Source organism: Methylobacterium sp. CCH7-A2 (genome assembly GCF_001557075.1).
Classification (GTDB): Bacteria; Pseudomonadota; Alphaproteobacteria; order Rhizobiales; family Beijerinckiaceae; genus Allobosea; species Allobosea massiliensis.
This window is the reverse complement of sequence record NZ_LSKN01000289.1, coordinates 32317-53135: the sequence shown is the minus strand read 5'-3', so window position 1 is coordinate 53135 and position 20819 is coordinate 32317. Positions and strand designations below refer to the sequence as shown.

The 20819-nt window shown below is 68.0% G+C and carries 16 protein-coding genes and 3 tRNA genes; 9 read left to right on the top strand and 10 right to left on the bottom strand.

Going from position 1 to position 20819, the window contains the following annotated elements; genetic code table 11:
* The first annotated feature begins 56 nt into the window (after nt 1-56).
* From AX750_RS21485 to AX750_RS21465, 5 genes are all read left to right on the top strand, one after another.
* A complete protein-coding gene (locus AX750_RS21485; protein WP_066716426.1) occupies nt 57-1625 on the top strand; it encodes an ABC transporter substrate-binding protein in 1569 nt (522 codons plus the stop codon).
* A 28-nt stretch (nt 1626-1653) separates the two neighbouring features.
* Complete coding sequence (locus AX750_RS21480; RefSeq protein WP_066716429.1) at nt 1654-2622, top strand: ABC transporter permease; 969 nt, start codon at nt 1654-1656, stop codon at nt 2620-2622.
* Between the two features lie 65 nt (nt 2623-2687).
* A complete protein-coding gene (locus AX750_RS21475; RefSeq protein WP_082735425.1) occupies nt 2688-3527 on the top strand; it encodes an ABC transporter permease in 840 nt (279 codons plus the stop codon).
* The gene (locus tag AX750_RS21470; RefSeq protein ID WP_066716435.1) at nt 3524-5239 is read left to right on the top strand and encodes an ABC transporter ATP-binding protein; all 1716 of its coding nucleotides are present in this window, start codon (nt 3524-3526) and stop codon (nt 5237-5239) included. Before AX750_RS21475 ends, AX750_RS21470 begins: the two co-directional genes overlap by 4 nt.
* Before the next feature lie 43 nt (nt 5240-5282).
* Nucleotides 5283-6767, top strand: coding sequence for an amidohydrolase family protein (locus tag AX750_RS21465; protein WP_066716436.1), 1485 nt, complete (start codon nt 5283-5285; stop codon nt 6765-6767).
* A 9-nt stretch (nt 6768-6776) separates the two neighbouring features.
* Here AX750_RS21465 and AX750_RS21460 read toward each other — a convergent pair whose 3' ends face one another.
* On the bottom strand, nt 6777-7973 hold the full coding sequence (locus tag AX750_RS21460; protein WP_066716595.1) for an amidohydrolase family protein: 1197 nt from the start codon (nt 7971-7973) through the stop codon (nt 6777-6779).
* Nucleotides 7974-8130: 157 nt separating this feature from the next.
* Nucleotides 8131-8207: transfer RNA gene (locus AX750_RS21455), tRNA-Asp, on the bottom strand.
* A gap of 190 nt (nt 8208-8397) precedes the next feature.
* Between AX750_RS21455 and AX750_RS21450 the strand changes: the two genes are divergently transcribed.
* Nucleotides 8398-8473, top strand: a tRNA-Val gene (locus AX750_RS21450).
* A 10-nt stretch (nt 8474-8483) separates the two neighbouring features.
* On the opposite strand, the gene AX750_RS21445 is transcribed toward AX750_RS21450, so the two are convergent.
* A complete protein-coding gene (locus AX750_RS21445; protein WP_197426508.1) occupies nt 8484-10166 on the bottom strand; it encodes a methyl-accepting chemotaxis protein in 1683 nt (560 codons plus the stop codon).
* On the opposite strand from AX750_RS21445, the gene AX750_RS26640 reads away from it, so the two are divergent.
* Entirely contained in the window at nt 10165-10338 is a 174-nt protein-coding gene (locus tag AX750_RS26640; protein ID WP_197426509.1) for a hypothetical protein, read from the top strand. The two genes, AX750_RS21445 and AX750_RS26640, sit on opposite strands and share 2 nt — an antisense overlap.
* A gap of 63 nt (nt 10339-10401) precedes the next feature.
* Here AX750_RS26640 and lon read toward each other — a convergent pair whose 3' ends face one another.
* From lon to AX750_RS21420, 5 genes are all read right to left on the bottom strand, one after another.
* A complete protein-coding gene (lon, locus tag AX750_RS21440; protein WP_066716438.1) occupies nt 10402-12825 on the bottom strand; it encodes an endopeptidase La in 2424 nt (807 codons plus the stop codon).
* A 432-nt stretch (nt 12826-13257) separates the two neighbouring features.
* Entirely contained in the window at nt 13258-14526 is a 1269-nt protein-coding gene (gene clpX, locus AX750_RS21435) for an ATP-dependent Clp protease ATP-binding subunit ClpX (RefSeq protein WP_066716439.1), read from the bottom strand.
* Between the two features lie 287 nt (nt 14527-14813).
* Entirely contained in the window at nt 14814-15437 is a 624-nt protein-coding gene (locus tag AX750_RS21430; RefSeq protein WP_066716441.1) for an ATP-dependent Clp protease proteolytic subunit, read from the bottom strand.
* Between the two features lie 176 nt (nt 15438-15613).
* Nucleotides 15614-17056 (bottom strand): trigger factor, encoded by a 1443-nt coding sequence (gene tig / locus AX750_RS21425; RefSeq protein ID WP_066716445.1) that lies wholly within the window; start codon nt 17054-17056, stop codon nt 15614-15616.
* An 87-nt stretch (nt 17057-17143) separates the two neighbouring features.
* Nucleotides 17144-17228 (bottom strand) — tRNA-Leu (locus AX750_RS21420).
* Between the two features lie 190 nt (nt 17229-17418).
* Here AX750_RS21420 and AX750_RS21415 point away from each other — a divergent pair.
* The gene (locus AX750_RS21415; RefSeq protein WP_066716448.1) at nt 17419-18855 is read left to right on the top strand and encodes a multicopper oxidase family protein; all 1437 of its coding nucleotides are present in this window, start codon (nt 17419-17421) and stop codon (nt 18853-18855) included.
* A gap of 26 nt (nt 18856-18881) precedes the next feature.
* A complete protein-coding gene (locus tag AX750_RS21410) occupies nt 18882-19256 on the top strand; it encodes a DoxX family protein (RefSeq protein ID WP_245282489.1) in 375 nt (124 codons plus the stop codon).
* Nucleotides 19257-19271: 15 nt separating this feature from the next.
* On the opposite strand, the gene AX750_RS21405 is transcribed toward AX750_RS21410, so the two are convergent.
* Nucleotides 19272-19799, bottom strand: coding sequence for a gluconokinase (locus AX750_RS21405; protein WP_066716455.1), 528 nt, complete (start codon nt 19797-19799; stop codon nt 19272-19274).
* 6 nt (nt 19800-19805) lie between these two features.
* Entirely contained in the window at nt 19806-20792 is a 987-nt protein-coding gene (gene gnd / locus AX750_RS21400; RefSeq protein ID WP_066716458.1) for a phosphogluconate dehydrogenase (NAD(+)-dependent, decarboxylating), read from the bottom strand.
* Nucleotides 20793-20819: the final 27 nt, after the last annotated feature.

The window sequence follows — 20819 nt, the reverse complement described above, 5'->3', positions numbered from 1 at the left end:
TTGCATGCAGTTTGCGTAAGATACAGCATGCAATTCTTTGCTGTGGGGGGTATCAGATGAACCGGATCGTCACGCTTCTGGTGGCTGCCTCGGCAGTCGCTCTCGCTGCCACCGCGGCTGGTGCGAACACGGTGCGCTGGTCCGCGCCGACCGACATCGCCACCCTCGACCCTTATGCCCAGACCGAGAGCTTCACCACGGCGATGCTCCACCACGTCTTCGACCCGCTGGTGCGCCGCGGGCGGACGATGCAGCTCGAGCCGGCGCTGGCGACGAGCTGGAAGACGGTCAAGCCCGACACCTGGCGCTTCGAGCTGCGGAAGGGCGTGAAGTTCCACAACGGCAATGCCTTTACGGCCGACGACGTCGTCGCCTCGATCACCCGTCTGCTCGACCCCGGTGCACGGGCGCGCGGCAATCTCTCGCAGGTGATCCGCGCCGAGAAGGTCGACGATTTCACGGTCGATCTGATCACCAAGGGCCCCTACCCCCTGCTGCTGAACGACCTCGCCGGCATCTACATCCTCGACAAGGAGTGGATGGAGCAGACCGGCTCGCTCAAGCCCGGCAACATCGCCACCGGCGTCAGCACCGCCGCCTCCAACACCGCCATCGGCACGGGGCCGTTCAAGCTCGAATCCTTCAAGCCGGATGCCGGGACGACGATGGTCGTGAATCCCGACTGGTGGGACAAGCCGGCCCACAATGTCACCCGCATCGAGTTCAAACCGATCAAGTCGGACGCCACGCGCGTCGCCGCCCTGCTCTCGGGGGAGCTCGACCTGATCGCGCCGGCTCCGCTGCAGGACCTCGCCCGCATCGGCGCCAACAGCGCCTTCAAGGTGATCGAGGAGCCATCCCTGCGCCTGATCTTCCTCGGCCTGAGCCAGCGTGACGAACTGAAGTCGATGCCGGGGCAGAAGAACCCGCTCAAAGAGCTCAAGGTCCGCCAGGCGCTCTGGCAGGGCATCGATCTCGACGCGATCCAGAAGCGCGTCATGCGCGGCAAGTCGCAGAACACCGGCACGCTCGTGGCGCCGCCGGTGCCGGGCTACGACAAGGCCAACGACACCCTGCCCGGCTACAGCGCCGACAAGGCCAAGGCGCTGCTCACCGAAGCGGGCTATCCCAACGGCTTCAAGCTCGGACTGAACTGCCCCAACGACCGCTACATCAACGACGAGGCCATTTGCGTCGCCGTCGCCGCGATGTGGAGCCGCATCGGCGTGCAGACCGAGGTGAAGACGGAATCGCGCGCGACCTATTTCCCGAAGCAGGACCGCGGCGAGTTCGACGCGTTCATGCTCGGCTGGGCCACCCTGCCACCGATGGACGGATTCAGCGTGCTCTCGGCCCTGCTGACCGCGCCGAAGGACGGCTATGGCGGGTCGAACCCGATGGGTTACACCAACCCCGAGATCGAGCGGCTGACCCGGGAGGCGGCCGTGGAACTCGACGAGACCAAGCGCCGCGCGATGATGGTGCAGGCGCTGAAGGTTGCGAAGGACACGGTCGCCTATATTCCCCTGCATCTGCAGCCGGTGGCCTGGGCCTCGCGCCAGGGCCTGGATGTGCCGCAGTTCCCGGACGAGTATGTCCGCCTCTGGTTCGCACAGGTGAAGTGACGCGCCGATAGAGGCCGGACCGGCTGCCATGCTGCCCCTCCTGATCGCCCGGCTCGGACAGGCCGTGCTCGTGATGCTCGCGGTTTCGGCGGTCTCCTTCGGGATGTTCCGTTTCGTCGGCGATCCGGTCTCGGCCCTGTCGCGCGAAAACGCGACGGTGGAGGAGAAACAAGAGTTGCGGGAGGCGCTCGGGCTCGAGCGGCCGGTGCTGGTGCAATACGCCGGCTTCCTCGGCCGCATCGTGCAGGGCGATTTCGGGATCAGCTTCCGCAACCAGCGCCCCGTGGCGGCGCTGATCGCGGAGCGGCTGCCGGCGACGCTGGAACTGGTTCTGGTCGCGACGATCCTCTCGCTGGCGCTCGGCATCCCGCTCGGCGTGCTCTGCGCGCTGAAGCCGGAGGGGATCGCGGCACGACTGGTGCAGGCGGTGTCGCTGATCGGCATCTCGACGCCGACCTTCGTGACGGGAATCGTGCTGATCCTGACCTTTGCGGTGACGCTCGGGCTCCTGCCCTCCTTCGGCCGGGGCGAGACCGTGCAGATCGGACCCTGGTCGACCGGGCTTTTGACCGCGAGCGGGCTCAAGGCGCTGATCCTGCCCTCGATCACGCTGGCGCTGTACCAGCTCACCCTGATCATGCGACTGGTGCGATCGGAGCTGATCGACGTGCTCTCCAGCGACTATATCCGCTTCGCCCGGGCGCGGGGCCTATCGGCCCGGCACATCCATTTCACGCTGGCTCTGCGCAATGCGCTGATGCCGGTGATCACCGTCACCGGCCTGCAGATCGGCTCGCTGATCGCCTTCGCCATCGTCACCGAGACCGTCTTCCAGTGGCCGGGCATGGGGTTGCTCTTCATCCAGGCGGTCAGCTTCTCGGACGTGCCGGTGATGGCGGCCTATCTGCTCTTCGTCGGTCTGCTCTTCGTGCTGATCAACACCGCCGTCGACCTGCTCTATGCGCTGGTCGATCCGCGCCTGCGCGTGAGGGGTTGAGCGTGGCCGCCTCCCTCTCCCGCCGCCTGAGACGCGTCCCGCTGTCGGTCTGGCTCGCCGGGCTGATGGCCGTCGTCATCGTCGCGGCGGCCGCGCTCGCGCCGCTGATCGCGCCCTTCGATCCGACCGACCTGACCAGCTTCAACCTGATCGATGCGGAGCTGCCGCCGCGCTTCTCGCCCGAGGGCGATCCGCGCTTCCTGCTCGGCACCGACAACCAGGGCCGCGACCTGCTCTCGGCCATGCTCTATGGCGCGCGGGTCTCGATCCTGATCGGCGGCGGGGCGGTGCTGGTCGCCGCAGTGGTCGGCGTCGGGCTCGGCCTGGTCGCGGGCTATTTCGGCGGCTGGGTCGATGCCGCGATCATGCGCTTCGGCGACATCATCCTGAGCTTCCCGACCATCCTGCTCGCCTTGCTGGTGGCGGGCGTGACGCGGATGCTGTTTCCGGCCGCGAGTTCGGCCGAATGGGCGCCCTTCATCCTCGTCGGCGCGATCGCCATCCATGAATGGGTGCAGTATGCCCGCACCGTGCGGGCCGCGACGATGGTCGAGAGCGCGCGCGACTATGTCCGCGCCGTCAAGGTGATCGGCCTGCCTTCCCGCCAGATCATGCTGCGGCACATCCTGCCCAATGTGATGGGGCCGGTGCTGGTCATCGCGACGATCAACCTCGCGGCTGCCGTACTGACGGAAGCCACCCTCTCCTTTCTCGGCGTCGGCATGCCGCCGACCTACCCTTCACTCGGCACGCTGATCCGCATCGGCAACGAGTTCGTCTTCTCCGGCGTCTGGTGGATCGCGCTGTTCCCGGCGCTTCTGCTGGTGCTGCTGGTGCTCGGCGTCAACATCGTCGGCGACTGGCTGCGCGACCTGTTCAACCCGAAGCTGCGGGGGCGCGGATGAGCGCCCCTGCCCCCATCCTCGCCATCGACCGGCTGCGGATCGAATACCCGCTTGCGGATGGTGGCGTGCTGACGGCGGTGGAAGGCGCGTCGCTGACCATCGCACCGGGCGAGATCCATGCGCTGGTCGGCGAATCCGGCGCGGGCAAGACGACGATCGGCAATGCCGTGCTCGGCCTGCTCGAAAAGCCGGGCCGCATCGCCTCGGGCACGATCGCCCTCGACGGCCAGCCCTTCGACCCGCTGAAGCCGGGCGCGATCCGGCTCGGGCGCGACATCGGCGCGGTCTTCCAGGACCCGATGACGAGCCTGAACCCGCTCTTCACGATCGAGAGCCAGATCGTCGAGACGCTGCGGGCGCATCTGCCGCTCGACCGGGCCGCGGCGCGGGCGCGCGCCCTCGATCTGTTGAAGGCGGTCGGCATTCCCGAGCCGGAGCGACGGCTGTCGGCCTATCCGCACCAGCTCTCCGGCGGGCAACGCCAGCGCGTCGTCATCGCCTGCGCCCTGGCCTGCGAGCCGCGGCTGCTGGTGGCCGACGAGCCGACGACGGCGCTCGACGTCTCGATTCAGGCGCAGATCCTCGATCTGCTGCGCGGGCTGGCGGATGAGCGCGGCATCGGCATCCTGCTCGTCACGCACAATATGGGCGTCGTCGCGCAGATCGCCGATACGGTGACGATCATGCACCGCGGCCGCATCGTCGAGAGCGGGCCGGTGGCGCAGGTGCTGCGCACGCCGCAGGCGGATTATGCCAAGGCCCTGATCGGCGCCGTGCCGCGCATCGACATCCGGCTCGACCGTTTTCCCATGCTCGACGGGGCGAACCAGACCGAGGCCGGCGCCGCGCGAGACCAGCTACGGGAAAAGGCCCTGGCCGTCGGGGACCCGTCGTCGGGTCGCGACGTGCCGCTACTCAGCGTCGACAATCTCAGCGTCGACTACGGGGCAGGCTTCCTGGCCGGCCGTGGCGCCCGCGCCTTCCGGGCCGTCGACGGGGTGAGCTTCGAGATCCGGCAAGGCGAGGTCTTCGGCCTCGTCGGCGAATCCGGCTGCGGCAAGACCACGATCGCCAATGTGGTGGCGGGCCTGCGGGCGCCGACCGGCGGCAGCATCCGCTTCGATGGCCAGGTGATCGCCGGCGCGGAGGCGGCCCCGCGCAAGGGCAAGGCCCGGCGCGCGATCCAGATGATCTTCCAGGATCCCTATTCCTCGCTGAACGCGCGGATGCGGGTCGGCCGCATCCTGGCGGAGCCGATCCTGTTCTACGAGTTGGCCCGGACGCGGGCCGAGGCCGAGGCCGATGTCGGCCTGCTGATCGAGGCCGTCGGCCTGCCGGCGGAAGCCGCGCAGCGCTTCCCACATGCCTTCTCCGGCGGCCAGCGCCAGCGGCTCTCGATCGCGCGGGCGCTGGGCGCGCGGCCGCGGCTGATCGTCTGCGACGAGCCGACCTCCTCGCTCGACGTCTCGGTCCAGGCGCAGATCCTCAACCTGCTGAAGGATCTGCGCGACGCGACCGGGCTGACGCTTCTGCTGATCAGTCATGACCTCGCGGTCATCCGCCAGATGTGCGACCGGGTCGCGGTGATGCGGGCGGGTCGCATCGTCGAGATGGCGGCCGCCGAGACGCTCTTCACGGCGCCCCAGGCCGACTACACCCGGCAATTGCTCTCGCTCGTGCCGACGCTCGAGCGCATTCGCGGCGAGGCCTGACGGCCGCTTCACCGAACCAAACATCCGGCCTGAGGAGACGACCATGACCGACATCCTGATCCAGCACGGCGTGGTCGTGACGATGGACGGCACCCGCCGCGTCATCGAGGACGGCGCCGTCGCGATCAAAGGCGACCGCATCGTCGCCGTCGGCACCAGCGCCGAGCTCGCGATCAGCCATGGCGATGCCGAGACCATCATCGACGCGGGCGGCAAGATCGTGATGCCGGGCCTGATCGACGCGCACACCCATGCCGGCCACGGCCTGATCAAGACCATGGGCGGCGGGCGCAGCGACGAATGGTACGAGGTCTGCCACACCGTCTACACCGTCGCCTCGACGCCGGAATGGTGGCGCGCGGAGGCGCAGCTCGCGGCGCTGGAGCGACTGCGTTTCGGCGTGACCACGGCGGTCGCGTTGCTCGGCGGCGGTGACACCATCATGCGCTGCGACGAGCCGGTTTATGGCGAGGCGCATCTCGACGGCGTCGCCGAGGTCGGCACGCGCTCGGTGCTGGCGGTCGGCGCGACGCGCCCGCCCTTCCCGCGCACCTATGCCCGCTTCGAGAACGGCGAGGTGAAGGAACACGCCACGAGTTTTGAAGACATGTTCGCGACCTGCCAATCGCTGGTCGAGTCGCAGCATGGCCGGCTCGGAAAGCGGCTCAACATCGCGCTGATCACGCCGACGCTGCGGGCCGAGCACGAGGCCGGGCTCAGCGCGTCGGATCTGGCCGATGCGCGTGCGCAGGGCCGTCGCATGTCCGATTTCGCCCGGGAGGCCGGCCTCGTCTTCACGCAGGACGGGCACACCAAGGGCAGCGTCGCCTATGCCAGGGAGCTCGGCGTTCTCGGGCCCCATGCGCTGCTCTCGCATTCGACAGCGTTGACCGACGAGGAGATCGCGATCGTCGCCGATACCGGCACGCATATCGTCCATAATCCGTCCGCCGTCGCCTCGATCCTGGCCCGCTGCCCGGTGACGGAGCTGCTCGAGGCCGGTGCCAATGTCTGCCTCGGCTCGGATGCGACGGCGCCGGACCGCTCGGGCGACATGTTCCGGCATATGCAGCAATGCATGCATTACCACCGCACCTTCCACCACGATCCGAGCTGGCTGCCGCCGGGCCGCGTGCTGGAGATGTGCACGGTGGATGCCGCGCGCGCGCTCGGCATGGCCGACGAGATCGGCTCGCTCGAGGTCGGCAAGAAGGCCGATGTCGTGCTGCTCGACTGGCGCCGGCCACATCTCTACCCGGCCAACATGCCGCTGTTCCGGCTGGTCTATTTCGCCAATGGCAACGACGTCGACACCGTCATCGTCGACGGCCGGATCGCGCTGCGTGGCCGCAAGGCGCTATTCGTCAACGAGGATGCGGTGCTCGACACGGCGCAGGCGCAGACGGAATGGATGCTAGATTATTGCGGATTCCGGCCTCTGCTGGAGACGCCGGCGAGCTTCTGGGGCCAGGTGCGCGCCATGGACCAGGTCGAGGCGCGCAGCCTGTCGGGGCTCAAGAAGAACTGAGCTGCAGCCTCAGGTCGCAGGCCGAAGCGGCACCCCGTCGCGGGCGACGATGCGGCCGCGCTTCAGGACGCGGCGGTTGGGCGAGCGGTTGACGACCGCCTCGGCCAGTGTCTCGCCGGGCAGGATCAGCAGATCGGCGGCGCAGCCCTCGGCCAGCCCGTAATCGGCCACCTCCATCAGCTTCGCGCCCTCGACGGTGCAGGTGTCGAGCGCGAGCCGGACCTCGTCGTCACGGCGGAGATTGTTGCGCAGGCCGACCAGCACGGCGCGCTCTAGCATGTCGCCATTGCCATAGGGGTTCCAGGTGTCGCGGATACCGTCGGACCCGGCGGCGATGCGGATGCCGGCGGCGAGCATGCGCTTGACCGCGGGAACCGGGCGGCTCGCCGGCGCGGTGGTGACGATGGCGATGTCGAGCGCCGCAACTTGCTCGATCAGCGGATCGACCAGCGCCGGATCGGGCGTGCCCAGGCAGAAGGCGTGGCTGATCGCGACCTTGCCCTTCATGCCCAGCGCCCGCGTGCGCTCGATGATCAGGTCGAGCGAGAAGGCACCCATCTCGCCGGGCTCGTGGAGATGGATGTCGAGCGGCTTCCCGTAGCGCTGGCAGAGCCCGAAGATCGCGTCGAGATGGCCCTTGGGGTCGCGGTCGATGCCGCAGGGGTCGAGCCCGCCAACGACCTCGCAACCGGCCTTCATGGCCGCGTCCATGACCTCGAGCGTTCCCGGGCGGCGCAGCAGGCCCGATTGCGGGAAGGCGACCAGCTCGATGTCGACGATGTCGCGCCAGGCGTCGCGCGTCGCCATGACGCCCTCGATGCCCCAAAGGCCATGCTCAGTGTCGACATCGACATGACTGCGGATATGCGTCGCGCCGAAGACCGAGGCTCGCACCGCCTGCCGGGCCGACTGACGGGCGGGCTCGATGTCGAGCCTCTTCTTGTTCATCCGCTCATTGTCGATCTTGTCGAGCAGATTCGGGCCGACCTCGTTCACATACCAGGGCAGGCCGAGCAGGTTCTTGTCGAGATGGGTGTGGGCCTCGACGAGGCCGGGCACGACGATCTCGCCGCGTCCCTCCTCTACCGCGACGCCGGGCGCCGCGATGGCCGGCGCGATCCGGGCGATGCGGCTGTTCTCGATCAGAATGTCGGTCGCCGCAGCGCCGAAGGGGCGGACGTCGCGCAGCAAAAGGGAAGCCGTCATGAGCGGAAAAGCCTCGCGGATTCGCGGCCAAAGCGTCCTCGACATCGAGGCAAATCGCAGCCGGCTTCCAGCATAGGCAGCACGCAAAAGCGCCTCAAGCGGCATCCGAACCAACGGATCCGCTTCTGCCGGCAATTTTTTGAGATTATTGAAGAAATGGCGCGGGCGACGGGGCTCGAACCCGCGACCTCCGGCGTGACAGGCCGGCACTCTAACCAACTGAGCTACGCCCGCGCAGGGCATCCGAGGCGCTGTGGCCGTCGGCGAGGTGTGGATTATGGCGACCGGCCCGAAGTGTCAAGCGCGCAGCGCCGGCAAAATGCAGATGGCCGGGATGGAGCAGGCGATGCGTCCACCGTCCATCCCGTCCTCCCACCACGGAAAGCTTGATGGCCGCCTCCGCACGGCTTACATGCGGCTGCGCGGGCGGTTAGCTCAGTCGGTAGAGCATCTCGTTTACACCGAGAGGGTCGGCGGTTCGAGCCCGTCACCGCCCACCATCCAGCCCCCTCAGGCTGTGGCGATCTCGCGCGAGAGCGATTCGGCGTGGCGGTCTAGCTGCTTGACCGCGTCCGCGACCCGCGAAGACGCCTCGTCGAGCGCTTGCACGGTGCCGCCCGCGGCCGCCGTTTCGCTCCGGACGCGATCAAGAGCGGCGACCAGGGCATTCGCCTCCTCGAACACCGTCCGCATATGGCGCTCGATATCGGCCGAGACGGCAACGTCGTCGCGCAGCCGCTGGGCCAGATCGCGGGCCGTGGCCCCGTCGCCGACGAGACCGCCGGTCATGTCGGTGATCTGGGCGGCGACCTCCCCCGAGGCCTGCTGGATCTGGCGGATCCGATCGGCGATATCCTCGGTCGCGGATGCCGTGCGCTCGGCCAGCGCCTTGACCTCGCCGGCGACGACGGCGAAGCCGCGCCCGGCCGGCCCTGCCCGGGCGGCCTCGATGGTCGCGTTGAGGGCGAGCAGATTGACCTGCTCGGCAATGTCCCGGATCACCCCGACGACATCGCCGACCCGGGTGGCTTCGGCGGCGAGGCGGCGGGTCCGCTCCTCGGCATCGCGCGAACGACGCACGGCGTGCTCGGCCTGATGGCCGACGAGATCGAGATGGGCTTCCACCGCCTGCACGGCCGTGCCGATGTCCGTGCCGAGCGCGATCACCGCCCGCCCAGCCTCGTCCAGCCGGGCGGCGTGGGTGCCGGCCTGATGCACGAGCTCGCCGCTAACGACCGACAGCGTGGCGACTTCGTCCACCGCCCCGCGGATCGCCTCCGAGGACGACGCCGCTTCGGCACGCAGGCGGTGGAGATCCTCGCCCAACCCGGCGCTGAAGCGATGCAGACGGCCGGCGCGCTCCAGCCGCTGACGGGCCTCCTCATCCGCTTCCCGCTGCGCGCTGTGAGCCGCGCGTCGTTCCTGCTTCAACATCTCCAGGGCTCGCGCGACAACGCCCAGTTCGTCACGCCGGCCGACATAGGGTATCGCGACCTCTCCCCCACGATCATGCGCGAGCTGCCCGATGGTGGCGGTCAGGTCGCGCAGGGGCCGGACCACGCGAAGCCCGACGGCGATGAAGGTGAGAGCGAGGATCGCAGCCGCCAGCAGCCCGCCCTGGGCCAGCCGCCAGCCGATCTCCCGCGCCTCCCGCGTGACGGTGGCGAGAGGCTGCCTGATCTCGATCAGGCCGCGCACATCCCCGACCTTCCAGTGCCGCGCCGGCGAGGCCGGATGATTGTTGTGACAGTCCACACAGCTCTGCGTCATGCGATCGGCCACGGCGACGCGCAGGATGGCCTCGGCGCCCTCGCCCTCGATCGCGCTGAAGGAGGGCGTCCTGTCCTCCGTCAGGGCCTTCCAGGCGGCCGCCTGAAAGGCGTCGAGGCTCTCCCGCCGCGGCCGCTGTGGCCAGGGAAAGGGGCTGACGAGCCTGATCTGATCGCCCCCGGCGGCCAGCTTCTCGGTGTAGTCGAGCAGGAAGCTGGTGGGCACGGGGATCGCATGCAGATCTGGGCCGTATCCGGACTTGGCCGCCCCCTCGGCCTTGGGCGACAAGCGGGCGATGACGGCGTCGGAGTAGAAGGCCCGCAGCGCCACGAGCCGCATCGCGCCCGCGACGGCCCGCTCTCGCGCCGCGCGCACCTCGACCGCGATGATCGAGCCCGGCAAATAGGCAGAGAGCGCGATCATGAGCATCATGATGGCCGAGACGCCCGGTAGCACGATGGACCAGATCAGCGATCTGGAACCGAACGCGGCGGGCGGGGCCGGCCTTCCGGGCGCGTCTCCCAAACTTACTCTCGCCTTAGCCATGACCGCTGCGACCAACTCGGACGCTCCGAACATGCCAGCGGATGGTTAAGGCTTTCCCATAGGGAAAGGCCGCCGGTTGCCCGGCGGCCTTTCGATTGAACGTCAGCCAGCTTCAGTGAGCGACGACGCCGGCCGCATCGTCCTCGGCCACCTTGGGAGGCGCTTTCAGATCCTCTTCCCAGACGATCGGCACGGGCTGCCGCGTCAGGGCATGCTGCAGGACCTGCTCCATCCGCGAAACCGGCACGATCTCCATGCCCTCCTTCACGGACTTCGGCAGATCGACCAGATCCTTGGCGTTGTCCTCGGGGATCAGCACCTTCTTGATGCCGCCCCGCAGCGCCGCGAGGAGCTTCTCCTTCAGCCCGCCGATCGGCAGCACCCGGCCCCGCAGCGTGACCTCGCCGGTCATGGCGACGTCGCGGTTGGTCGGGATGCCGGTCAGGATCGAAACGATCGAGGTCGCCATCGCGATACCGGCCGACGGTCCGTCCTTGGGGGTCGCTCCTTCGGGAACATGGACATGGATGTCCCGACGGTCGAAGAGCGGGGGCTCGATGCCGAAATCGACGGCGCGCGAGCGGACATAGGACGCCGCCGCGGAGATCGATTCCTTCATCACCTCCTTGAGGTTGCCGGTGACGGTCATCTTGCCCTTGCCGGGCATCATGACGCCTTCGATCGTCAGCAGCTCGCCGCCGACCTCGGTCCAGGCCAGGCCCGTGACGACACCGACCTGATCCTCCGTCTCCGCCATGCCGTAGCGATAGCGCGGCGGGCCGAGATACTCCTCTAGCAGCTCGCTCGTGACGGTGACCTTCTTCTTCTTGGTCAGGACGATGTCCTTCACCGCTTTGCGGACGGTGTTGGACAGCTCGCGCTCGAGATTGCGGACACCGGCCTCCCGCGTATAGCGGCGGACCAGGGTCTGCAGCGCATCGGACTCGATCGACCACTCCTTCGACTCGAGCCCGTGCTTCTTGATCGCATTCGGGATCAGGTGGCGGCGGGCGATCTCGGTCTTTTCGTCCTCGGTGTAGCCGGCGATGCGGATCACCTCCATGCGGTCCAGAAGGGCCGGCGGGATGTTCAGCGTGTTCGCCGTCGTCACGAACATGACGTTCGACAGGTCGTAATCGACCTCGAGATAGTGGTCGTTGAAGGTGCCGTTCTGCTCCGGATCGAGCACTTCGAGCAGGGCCGCCGACGGATCGCCGCGGAAGTCCTGGCCCATCTTGTCGATCTCGTCGAGCAGGATGAGCGGGTTGGCCGTCTTCGCCTTCTTCATCGACTGGATGATCTTGCCGGGCATCGAGCCGATATAGGTGCGGCGGTGACCGCGGATCTCGGCCTCGTCACGCACGCCGCCGAGCGACATGCGCACGAATTCGCGACCCGTCGCCTTGGCGATCGACTTGCCGAGCGAGGTCTTGCCGACGCCGGGAGGACCGACGAGACACAGGATCGGGCCGGCGAGCCGGTTGGCGCGCTGCTGCACGGCGAGGTACTCGACGATGCGGTCCTTGACCTTGTCGAGACCGAAATGATCGTCGTCCAGCACAGCCTGGGCGGCCGGCAGGTCCTTCTTGATCTTCGACTTCTTGCCCCACGGAATGCCGAGCATCCAGTCGAGATAGTTGCGCACGACCGTCGCCTCGGCCGACATCGGCGACATCTGGCGCAGCTTCTTCATCTCCGCGATGGCCTTGTCGCGGGCCTCCTTGGAGAGCTTGGTGCGGGCGATGCGCTCTTCCAGCTCGGCGAGCTCGTCACGGCCTTCCTCGCCGTCGCCGAGCTCCTTCTGGATCGCCTTCATCTGCTCGTTGAGGTAGTATTCGCGCTGGGTCTTCTCCATCTGGCGCTTGACGCGCGAGCGGATGCGCTTCTCGACCTGGAGCACGGACATCTCGCTTTCCATCAGCGAGAGCACCTTCTCGAGCCGATGCGCGACATGGGTGATCTCGAGCACCGCCTGACGGTCGGCGATCTTGACGGCCAGATGCGAGGCCACGGTGTCGGCGAGCTTCGAGGGCTCCTCGATCTGCGACACGGCGGCGACGATTTCGGGCGAGATCTTCTTGTTGAGCTTCACATAGCTCTCGAACTCGCTGACGACCGAGCGGCCCAGCGCCTCGACCTCGACCTTCTTGCCCTCCTCCTCGGCGAGGCCGACGGCCTCGGCCTGGTAGAAAGCCTCGTCGGCGACATAGGCCGTCGCCTTGGCGCGGCCGACGCCCTCGACCAGCACCTTGACGGTGGAGTCAGGCAGCTTGAGCAGCTGCAGCACGCGGGCGAGCGTGCCGATCTCGTAGATGTCCTTGGTTTCCGGATCGTCGTCGCCGGCGTTCTTCTGCGTGGCGAGCAGGATCAGCCCGTCGGTCTTCACGACCTCCTCGAGCGCACGGATCGACTTCTCGCGGCCGACGAAGAGCGGCACGATCATGTGGGGGAAAACGACGATGTCGCGCAGGGGGAGAACCGGATAGGTGCCGGTTTCACCGGGCACGAAAGGAGCGCGGGGCGCCGAGCCAGTCATGACTATTCCTTTGTGGTTGCGCCCGCCGTCTTCCCCGCAATGGGCGTCGGCGCCGGACGTAAGCGGACGTGGCGACCATTCGCCCATCCGCCCCCGCGCATCGCACCCTCGACAGGCATGCGACTCTCGCGAGTGAGCCTAAAGTGGAGACTTCCTCACCGGCTTTCAAGCGATCCGGCGACAGTTGGCCCCAGACAATTGCACCGCGTCAATTTGCTCCAGCCGAGACGGCGGCCCGATTTCGCGCCACCGCCACCAGGGCAGGAGACAGACCGGTCAAGCATTCGCCGCGAGGGCCCAAGCAGACGCCGGGCCGGATACGCAAAACGCGCGCCAGACGGCGCGCGTTCGACGATTTGTTATCTGGCAAGGCACAGGCAGGGCCGCTTCGGACACCCGCCCAATACCAGCCCGGCCCGATCACGCGGCGTCTCAGGCCGAGGCCGACTTCGCCTCGTCCTCGCGCTCCGAGTAGATGAACAGAGGGCGAGACTTGGATTCCACGGCCTCCGGGCCGATCACGACCTGCTCGACGCCCTCGAGGCCCGGCAGCTCGTACATCGTCTCGAGCAGGATGCCCTCCATGATGGAGCGCAGGCCGCGCGCGCCGGTCTTGCGCTCGATCGCCTTGCGGGCGATCAGGCCAACCGCCTCGTCGGTGAAGGTCAGCTCGGTGTCCTCCATCTCGAAGAGACGCTGATACTGCTTGACCAGCGCGTTCTTCGGCTCGGTCAGGATGGTCTTCAGCGCGGCCTCGTCGAGATCCTCCAGCGTCGCCAGGACCGGCAGACGGCCGACGAATTCCGGGATCAGACCGAACTTCAGCAGATCCTCGGGCTCGACCTCACGGAAGATCGCCCCCGTGCGGCGCTCGTCGGGGCCCTTCACGGTCGCACCGAAGCCGATCGAGGTGCCCTTGCCGCGGCCCGCGATGATCTTGTCGAGGCCGGCGAAGGCGCCGCCGCAGATGAAGAGGATGTTGGTGGTGTCGACCTGCAGGAACTCTTGCTGCGGATGCTTGCGCCCGCCCTGCGGCGGCACGGAGGCGACGGTGCCTTCCATGATCTTGAGCAGGGCCTGCTGCACGCCCTCGCCCGAGACGTCGCGCGTGATCGACGGGTTGTCGGACTTGCGGCTGATCTTGTCGATCTCGTCGATGTAGACGATGCCGCGCTGCGCCCGCTCGACATTATAGTCGGAGGCCTGGAGCAGCTTGAGGATGATGTTCTCGACATCCTCGCCGACATAGCCGGCTTCGGTCAGCGTCGTCGCGTCGGCCATGGTGAAGGGCACGTCGAGGATGCGGGCCAGCGTCTGCGCGAGCAGCGTCTTTCCCGAGCCGGTCGGCCCGATCAGCAGGATGTTGGACTTCGCCAGCTCGACGTCGTTGTGCTTCGTCGCGTGCGAGAGGCGCTTGTAATGGTTGTGGACAGCGACGGAGAGCACCTTCTTGGCGTGCTCCTGGCCGATGACGTAGTCGTCCAGAACCTTGCGGATCTCCTTCGGCGTCGGCACCCCGTCCTTGGACTTGACCAGCGCGGACTTCGATTCCTCGCGGATGATGTCCATGCAGAGCTCGACGCATTCGTCGCAGATGAACACGGTCGGACCCGCAATGAGCTTGCGAACCTCGTGCTGGCTCTTGCCGCAGAAGGAGCAGTAGAGCGTGCTCTTGGAATCGCCGCCGCTGACCTTACTCATCGTCCATCTCCATTCTCGGAGCCGGAGACCACATCAGCCCTAAGCGGATGCAACCGTCGTCTCTTCGTCATCATAGGCGTCCAGTTCACGATCATCAGGTTAACGGCCCGTTCCGAGACGCCTGATTTCGCGGCTGATCCACAAGCGGATCAGCGTGGGACACCGGCGGGATCATCCCGCATCCGTCCGATTCCCCATGCAAACACGGGGCCGGCCACCTGGCAATATGGGGACTCGGCGAGGCCGAGCCAACCCATCTGCAACGCGCCCGCTGGTCGCAGCCGCGATCAGGCCGGGTCCTCGGGGCGCTTGTCGATGACCTTGTCGATGAGCCCGAACTCGCGGGCCGCCTCGGCGGTCATGAAATTGTCGCGCTCGAGAGCCGCCTCGATCTCGGCATAGGTGCGGCCGGTGTGGTTGACATAGATCTCGTTCAGCCGGCGCTTCAGGCTCTCGACCTCGCGGGCATGGATCAGGATGTCGGTGACCTGGCCCTGATAGCCGCCGGAGGGCTGATGCACCATGATGCGGGCATTCGGCAGGGCGAAGCGCATGTCCTTGGCGCCGGCGGTCAGCAGCAGCGAGCCCATCGAGGCGGCTTGGCCGACGCAGAGCGTCGTCACCGGGCAGCGGATGAACTGCATCGTGTCATAGATCGACAGGCCGGAGGTGACCACGCCGCCGGGCGAGTTGATGTAGAAGGAGATTTCCTTCTTGGGGTTCTCGGCCTCGAGGAACAGGAGCTGCGCCACGATCAGCGACGCCGAGTAATCCTCGACCGGCCCGGTCAGGAAGATGATCCGCTCGCGCAGCAGGCGCGAATAGATGTCGAAGGCACGCTCGCCGCGGCTCGACTGCTCGACCACCATCGGGACGAGATTGTTGTAGGTCTCGATCGGATCGCGAAGCATGGAGATGTCCTTGGATGGAAGAGGCCGGAAGAGCGGAGGCCGGGAACCGGCGGTCGGTCGAATCGTGACTGTCGTGAGAGCCACACACATAAGCACGGCAAACGCGGCTGAAAAGAGAAGCGCCGCCCGGCACGGGGCCGAGCGGCGCGAATGTTGAGAATAAGGTTTCCGTATCGTCAGACGGATGCGTCGTCGCCGGAGGAATCCTCGGCCTTGTCGGCCTTCTTCGCCTTCTTGGCGGCCGCCTTCTTCGGCTTGGCCTCGGCGGCCGCGTCGGCGTCCTCGTCGGCGAAGAGCGCCTCGCGCGAGACGGTCTGGTCCTCGACCTTCACCTGCCCGAGCAGGTGGTCGACGACCTTCTCCTCGAAGATGGGCGCGCGGATCTCGGCGAGAGCCTGCGGGTTCTTGCGGTAGAACTCCCAGACCTGCTTCTCCTGGCCCGGGAACTGACGGGCGCGCTCGACGAGAGCCTGAGTGACCTCGTCATCCGAGATTTGCACCTTGGCCTGCTCGCCGATCTCGGCCAGCACGAGACCAAGACGGACGCGGCGCTCGGCGATCTTGCGGTAGTCGGCGCGGGCGGCCTCCTCGGTCGTGCCCTCGTCCTCGAAGGACTTCTTGGCGTCCTTCATGTCGGCCTCGACCTGGCTCCAGACGCTGCCGAACTCCTGCTCGACGAGCGTCGGCGGCAGCTCGAAGGTGTACTTGCCGTCGAGCGCGTCGAGCAGGCTCTTCTTGAGCTTGCGGCGCGACTGGGTGGCGAAGTCGCGGCCGATCTGCTCGCGGATCGCGGTCTTCAGCGCGTCGAGCGACTCCAGGCCGAACGCCTTGGCGAGCTCGTCGTCGATCTTGACCGGCTCGGGAGCCTGGACCTCGGTGACGGTGACCTCGAACTCGGCCGGCTTACCGGCGAGATGCTGGGCGGTATAGTTCTCCGGGAAGGTCACCTTGACGGTGCGGGTCTCGCCGGCCTTCGCGCCCTCGAGCTGCTCCTCGAAGCCGGGGATGAACTGGCCGGCGCCGACGTCCAGCGCGATGCCCTCGCCCGTGCCGCCGTCGAAGGGCTTGCCCTCGAGCGTGCCGACGAAGGAGATCATCAGGCGGTCGCCCTTCTCGGCCTTGGCCTTCTCGCCCTTGTTGGAGAAGCTGCGGTTCGAGGACGCCATCCGCTCCAGGGCGGCGTCGACATCGGCGTCCGGAACCTCGGCGACCGGCTTGGTCAGCGCCACGTCCGAGAGGTCGGCGAGTTCGATCTTCGGCAGGACCTCGAGCGCGACGGTAAAGGCGAGATCGCCCTTGGCCTCCATCGCGGCCTCGATCTCGTCCTTGTTCTCGGGGAACTTGATCTGCGGCTCGAAGGCGAGCTTCAGGCCGTGATCGGCGACGATCTTCTGATTGGCTTCGTTGACCGCGTTCTGGACGACATCGGCCATGACCGAGCGGCCATAGAGCCGGCGCAGATGCCCGACCGGCACCTTGCCGGGGCGGAAGCCGTTGATGCGCGCCTTGCCCTGCAGACCCTGGAGGCCGTCATCGAGCCGCGTCTTGAGGTCGGCGGCGTTCAGCACCACCTGAAATTCGCGCTTGAGGCCCTGCGAGAGGGTTTCGGTCACGTTCATCGTTTTCGATCCGCCAACAGCTCGTTACTTCAATGTCCAAAGCGCGACGCCGGGGAGACCGCCGCCGCGCTCACGAAAACCATTCGATGGTGCGGGCGGAGGGACTCGAACCCCCACGACTTTCGCCGCTGGTACCTAAAACCAGTGCGTCTACCAGTTCCGCCACGCCCGCCGGCCCGATGGCGCCAGCATGCGCAAAAGCGCAGCGCGGCCATCATTGGGCGCCGGTGCTATACGCATTTCAGGCGGCCCATGCAGCAAAAAAATGACGGTTCTGCAAAAGACGCCGGGCGGCCGTCCTCACGCGATCGCAAGGGCACGGCCTCTCGCCTTCGCTCCCGCCGCCGATTATGCGGTTGTGCATGACCGACACGATCGACAGCCCCGCCCTACCGACCCGCCGCGCCGCGCTGACCGGTTTGGCCGCCGCGAGCGCGCTCGCCGCCCTGCCCGGCGGGGCCAGCGCCCAGTCGGCCTCGCCCCCGGCGGCTGCCGCCGAGCCGCCCCTGCGCACGCTCACCGCGGCGCCTGCGAAAGCGCGTCTGCGCCCGGCACCGGCGCTCGACAGCGAGATCTGGGCCTTCGATGGCGCCACGCCGGGGCCCACTTTGAGGATCCGCCAGGGCGAGGCGCTGCGCCTCGAGTTGCTCAACAACACCAGCGGGCCGCTGTCACTGCACTGGCACGGGCTGCGGGGCGACGCGGCGATGGACGGGGTCGGCGGCTTCAGCCAGCCCGCGATCGCGCCAGGCGAGCGCTTCACCTATCGCCTGAAGCCGCCGGATTCGGGCACCATCCTGTATCGGCCGCTGGTGCTCGGCGGTGCCGCCGAGCCCGCCGGGCGGGGGCTCAGCGGCCTGCTCGTCGTCGAGGAGCCCGAACCGCCACCGGTCACGCTCGACCTGCCCGTTCTGGTCACCGACTGGCTGCTCGGCGACGACAATGCGGTCCAGCCCTTCGCGCCCGACAGCCCTGCCGTTGCGGCCGCCGGGCGGCTCGGGAGCTGGGTGACCGTCAACGGCGCGGCGCCGCCGCAGCGTGTGCCGGTGGCGCCCGGAGCGCGGGTGAGGCTGCGGCTCGCCAATGCCTGCAACGCCCGGATCATGCGGCTGCGCTTTGACGGCATCAAGGCGGTGGTCATCGCGGTCGACGGGCAACCGACCGAATCCTTCGAGCCGGTGCGCTCGCAACTGCCCTTCGCGCCGGGGACCCGCTACGACCTCCTGGTCGACATGCCGGCGGAGGCCGGGGCGACCGCGATCGTCACGGCGCTCGTCGGCTCGGGCGTGCCGCTGGTCCGGCTTGTCACCGAGGGCACCGCCCGGCCGGTCTCGACCGCGCCGATGGCCCTCAAGGCCAACCCGACGCTGCCGGCGGCGGTGCGCCTGCAGGATGCGGTGCGACCGCAGATCGTGATCGAGGGCGGGGCGAAGCTCGGTGCCGACCTGAAGCTCGACATGGCGAGCGTCGATCCAGCGCGGCCCTGGCGCCTCAATGGCGGGGTCGGCGATGCCGCGGGCAAGCCGCTCTTCAGCGTCAAGCGCGGCACGCCGATCGTGCTCGCGATCGACAACCGGACCGCCTTCCTGCAGCCGCTGCATGTCCACGGCCATTGCTTCCGCCTGCTTCACCCGCTCGACGATGGCTGGGAGCCCTACTTCCTCGACACCGTGCAGATCCCGGACGGCAAGCGCCTGCACATCGCCTTCATCGCCGAGAATCCCGGCCGCTGGCTGATCTCTTCGACCGTGCTGGAGCGCTTCGACCGCGGCCTGTGGACCTGGTTCGAGGTGACGTGATGGCTGAAAGCCGCTGGCGCCGGGGGATGCGGTGGCTGCTGGCGGCGTTCTATCTCGCGGCCGGCCTGCTGCATCTCGCCCGACCCGAGGGTTTCCTGCCGATCGTGCCGGACTGGGTGCCGGCGCCTCTTGCGGTCGTGATCGCCACCGGCGTTGCGGAGATCGCCGGTGCCGTCGGCCTGATGATCCCGCGCCTGCGCCCGGCGGCCGGCATCGGGCTCGCGCTCTACGCGGCCTGCGTGTTCCCGGCCAACATCAAGCATGCGCTGGAAGGCGTTGCCGTGACAGGCCTTCCCTCGAGCTGGTGGTATCACGCGCCGCGCCTGGCGCTGCAGCCGGTGCTGGTCTGGTGGGCGCTCCAGGCCGGCGGTGTCATCCGCTGGCCGTTCAAGCGCCCCTGACGCTCCCCGCCGGGCTCAAGCCAGCGAGAGCCGAGTCAGCACGTCGGCGACGATCGCGTCCTTCGACGATTCGACCGAGACGACGAGCGGTCGCTCGTCCTCGCCTGGCTCTTCGAGCGTGGCGAACTGGCTGTCGAGCAGCGCCGTCGGCATGAAGTGATGCTGCCGCTGTGCCATGCGCTCGCCGATCAGCTCGCGCGAGCCCTTGAGATAGACCAGCGCGACATCCGCCCGGTCGCCGACGATGACGCGGCGATAGGCGCGCTTCAGCGCCGAGCAGGTGACGATGCCGTGGCCGCCCGACGCGCGCAGATCGTCGATCCAGGCGGCGATGGCGGCGAGCCAGGGCTTGCGGTCCTCGTCGGTCAGCGGCGTGCCGCCCGCCATCTTGGCGACGTTCTCCGGCGGGTGAAACGAATCGGCGTCGCGGAAGGGCCAGCCGAGCTGGCCGGCGAGGCGCTCCCCCAGCGAGGTCTTGCCCGAGCTGGCGACGCCCATGACGACGATGACGGCCGGCTTGACCGTCGCATGCGAGGCAACCATCCGGAATCAGCCCTGCTTTTTGGGTTCGACATGGCCGCCGAAGCCGGCCCGCATCGCCGAGAGCACCTTCTCGCCGAAGGTGTGGTCGACGCGCGAGCGGAAGCGCGCGAACAGCGCCGAGGTCAGCACCTCCGCCGGCGTCGCGGTCTCGACCGCGGCATCGACGGTCCAGCGCCCCTCGCCCGAGTCGGACACATGGCCGGAATAGGCCGAGAGCTCCTCGTCGGCGGCCAGCGCCTCGGCCGTCAGGTCGAGCAGCCAGGAGGTCACGACCGAGCCGCGGCGCCAGACTTCGGCGATCTCGGCCGTATCGAAGGAAAAGCCGTATTCGGGCGGCAGGCCTTCCGTCGCGGAGGCGTTGCGCAGCAGGTCGAAGCCCTCGGCGAAGGCCTGCATCATGCCGTACTCGATGCCGTTATGGACCATCTTGACGAAATGGCCGGCGCCGACGGGTCCGCAGTGAAGGTAGCCCTGCTCGCTCGTCGGATTGCGGCCCTCGCGATGCTTCGTCGGCTCGATCTCGCCCTTGCCGGGCGCGAGCGTCGCGAAGATCGGCTCGAGCCGGTCGAAGGCCGCCTTGTCGCCGCCGATCATCAGGCAGTAGCCGCGGTCGAGACCATGCACGCCGCCCGAGGTCCCGACATCCATGTAGTGCAGGCCCTTGGCCGCCAGTTCGCGCCCACGGCGGACATCGTCCTTCCAGAAGGCGTTGCCGCCGTCGATCAGCGTGTCGCCCGGCGAGAGCAGGCCGGCGAGCTCGGCCAGTGTCGCCTCGGTGATCTTGCCGGCCGGCAGCATCACCCAGATCGCGCGCGGCGCCTGGAGCTTGGCGACCATGTCGGCGAGATCGGCCGCGACGACCGCGCCATCCGCCGCCAAGGCCGCGCCGGGCTTGGGATCGCGGTCGTAGACGACGCAGTCATGCCCGGCGCGCATCAGCCGGCGCACGATGTTGCCACCCATCCGGCCGAGGCCGACCATTCCAAGCTGCATCGGGAATCCTTTCGTCGCCGCCCTCGC

What these genes read in the sequence shown, in the direction of transcription:
- AX750_RS21485 (WP_066716426.1), top strand. Translation starts at nt 57, where the DNA reads ATGAACCGGATCGTCACGCTTCTGGTGGCTGCCTCGGCAGTCGCTCTC.
- AX750_RS21480 (WP_066716429.1), top strand. Translation starts at nt 1,654, where the DNA reads ATGCTGCCCCTCCTGATCGCCCGGCTCGGACAGGCCGTGCTCGTGATG.
- AX750_RS21475 (WP_082735425.1), top strand. Translation starts at nt 2,688, where the DNA reads ATGGCCGTCGTCATCGTCGCGGCGGCCGCGCTCGCGCCGCTGATCGCG.
- AX750_RS21470 (WP_066716435.1), top strand. Translation starts at nt 3,524, where the DNA reads ATGAGCGCCCCTGCCCCCATCCTCGCCATCGACCGGCTGCGGATCGAA.
- AX750_RS21465 (WP_066716436.1), top strand. Translation starts at nt 5,283, where the DNA reads ATGACCGACATCCTGATCCAGCACGGCGTGGTCGTGACGATGGACGGC.
- AX750_RS21460 (WP_066716595.1), bottom strand. Translation starts at nt 7,973, where the DNA reads ATGACGGCTTCCCTTTTGCTGCGCGACGTCCGCCCCTTCGGCGCTGCG.
- AX750_RS26640 (WP_197426509.1), top strand. Translation starts at nt 10,165, where the DNA reads ATGAGCATCATGATGGCCGAGACGCCCGGTAGCACGATGGACCAGATC.
- AX750_RS21445 (WP_197426508.1), bottom strand. Translation starts at nt 10,166, where the DNA reads ATGATCGCGCTCTCTGCCTATTTGCCGGGCTCGATCATCGCGGTCGAG.
- lon (WP_066716438.1), bottom strand. Translation starts at nt 12,825, where the DNA reads ATGACTGGCTCGGCGCCCCGCGCTCCTTTCGTGCCCGGTGAAACCGGC.
- clpX (WP_066716439.1), bottom strand. Translation starts at nt 14,526, where the DNA reads ATGAGTAAGGTCAGCGGCGGCGATTCCAAGAGCACGCTCTACTGCTCC.
- AX750_RS21430 (WP_066716441.1), bottom strand. Translation starts at nt 15,437, where the DNA reads ATGCTTCGCGATCCGATCGAGACCTACAACAATCTCGTCCCGATGGTG.
- tig (WP_066716445.1), bottom strand. Translation starts at nt 17,056, where the DNA reads ATGAACGTGACCGAAACCCTCTCGCAGGGCCTCAAGCGCGAATTTCAG.
- AX750_RS21415 (WP_066716448.1), top strand. Translation starts at nt 17,419, where the DNA reads ATGACCGACACGATCGACAGCCCCGCCCTACCGACCCGCCGCGCCGCG.
- AX750_RS21410 (WP_245282489.1), top strand. Translation starts at nt 18,882, where the DNA reads ATGCGGTGGCTGCTGGCGGCGTTCTATCTCGCGGCCGGCCTGCTGCAT.
- AX750_RS21405 (WP_066716455.1), bottom strand. Translation starts at nt 19,799, where the DNA reads ATGGTTGCCTCGCATGCGACGGTCAAGCCGGCCGTCATCGTCGTCATG.
- gnd (WP_066716458.1), bottom strand. Translation starts at nt 20,792, where the DNA reads ATGCAGCTTGGAATGGTCGGCCTCGGCCGGATGGGTGGCAACATCGTG.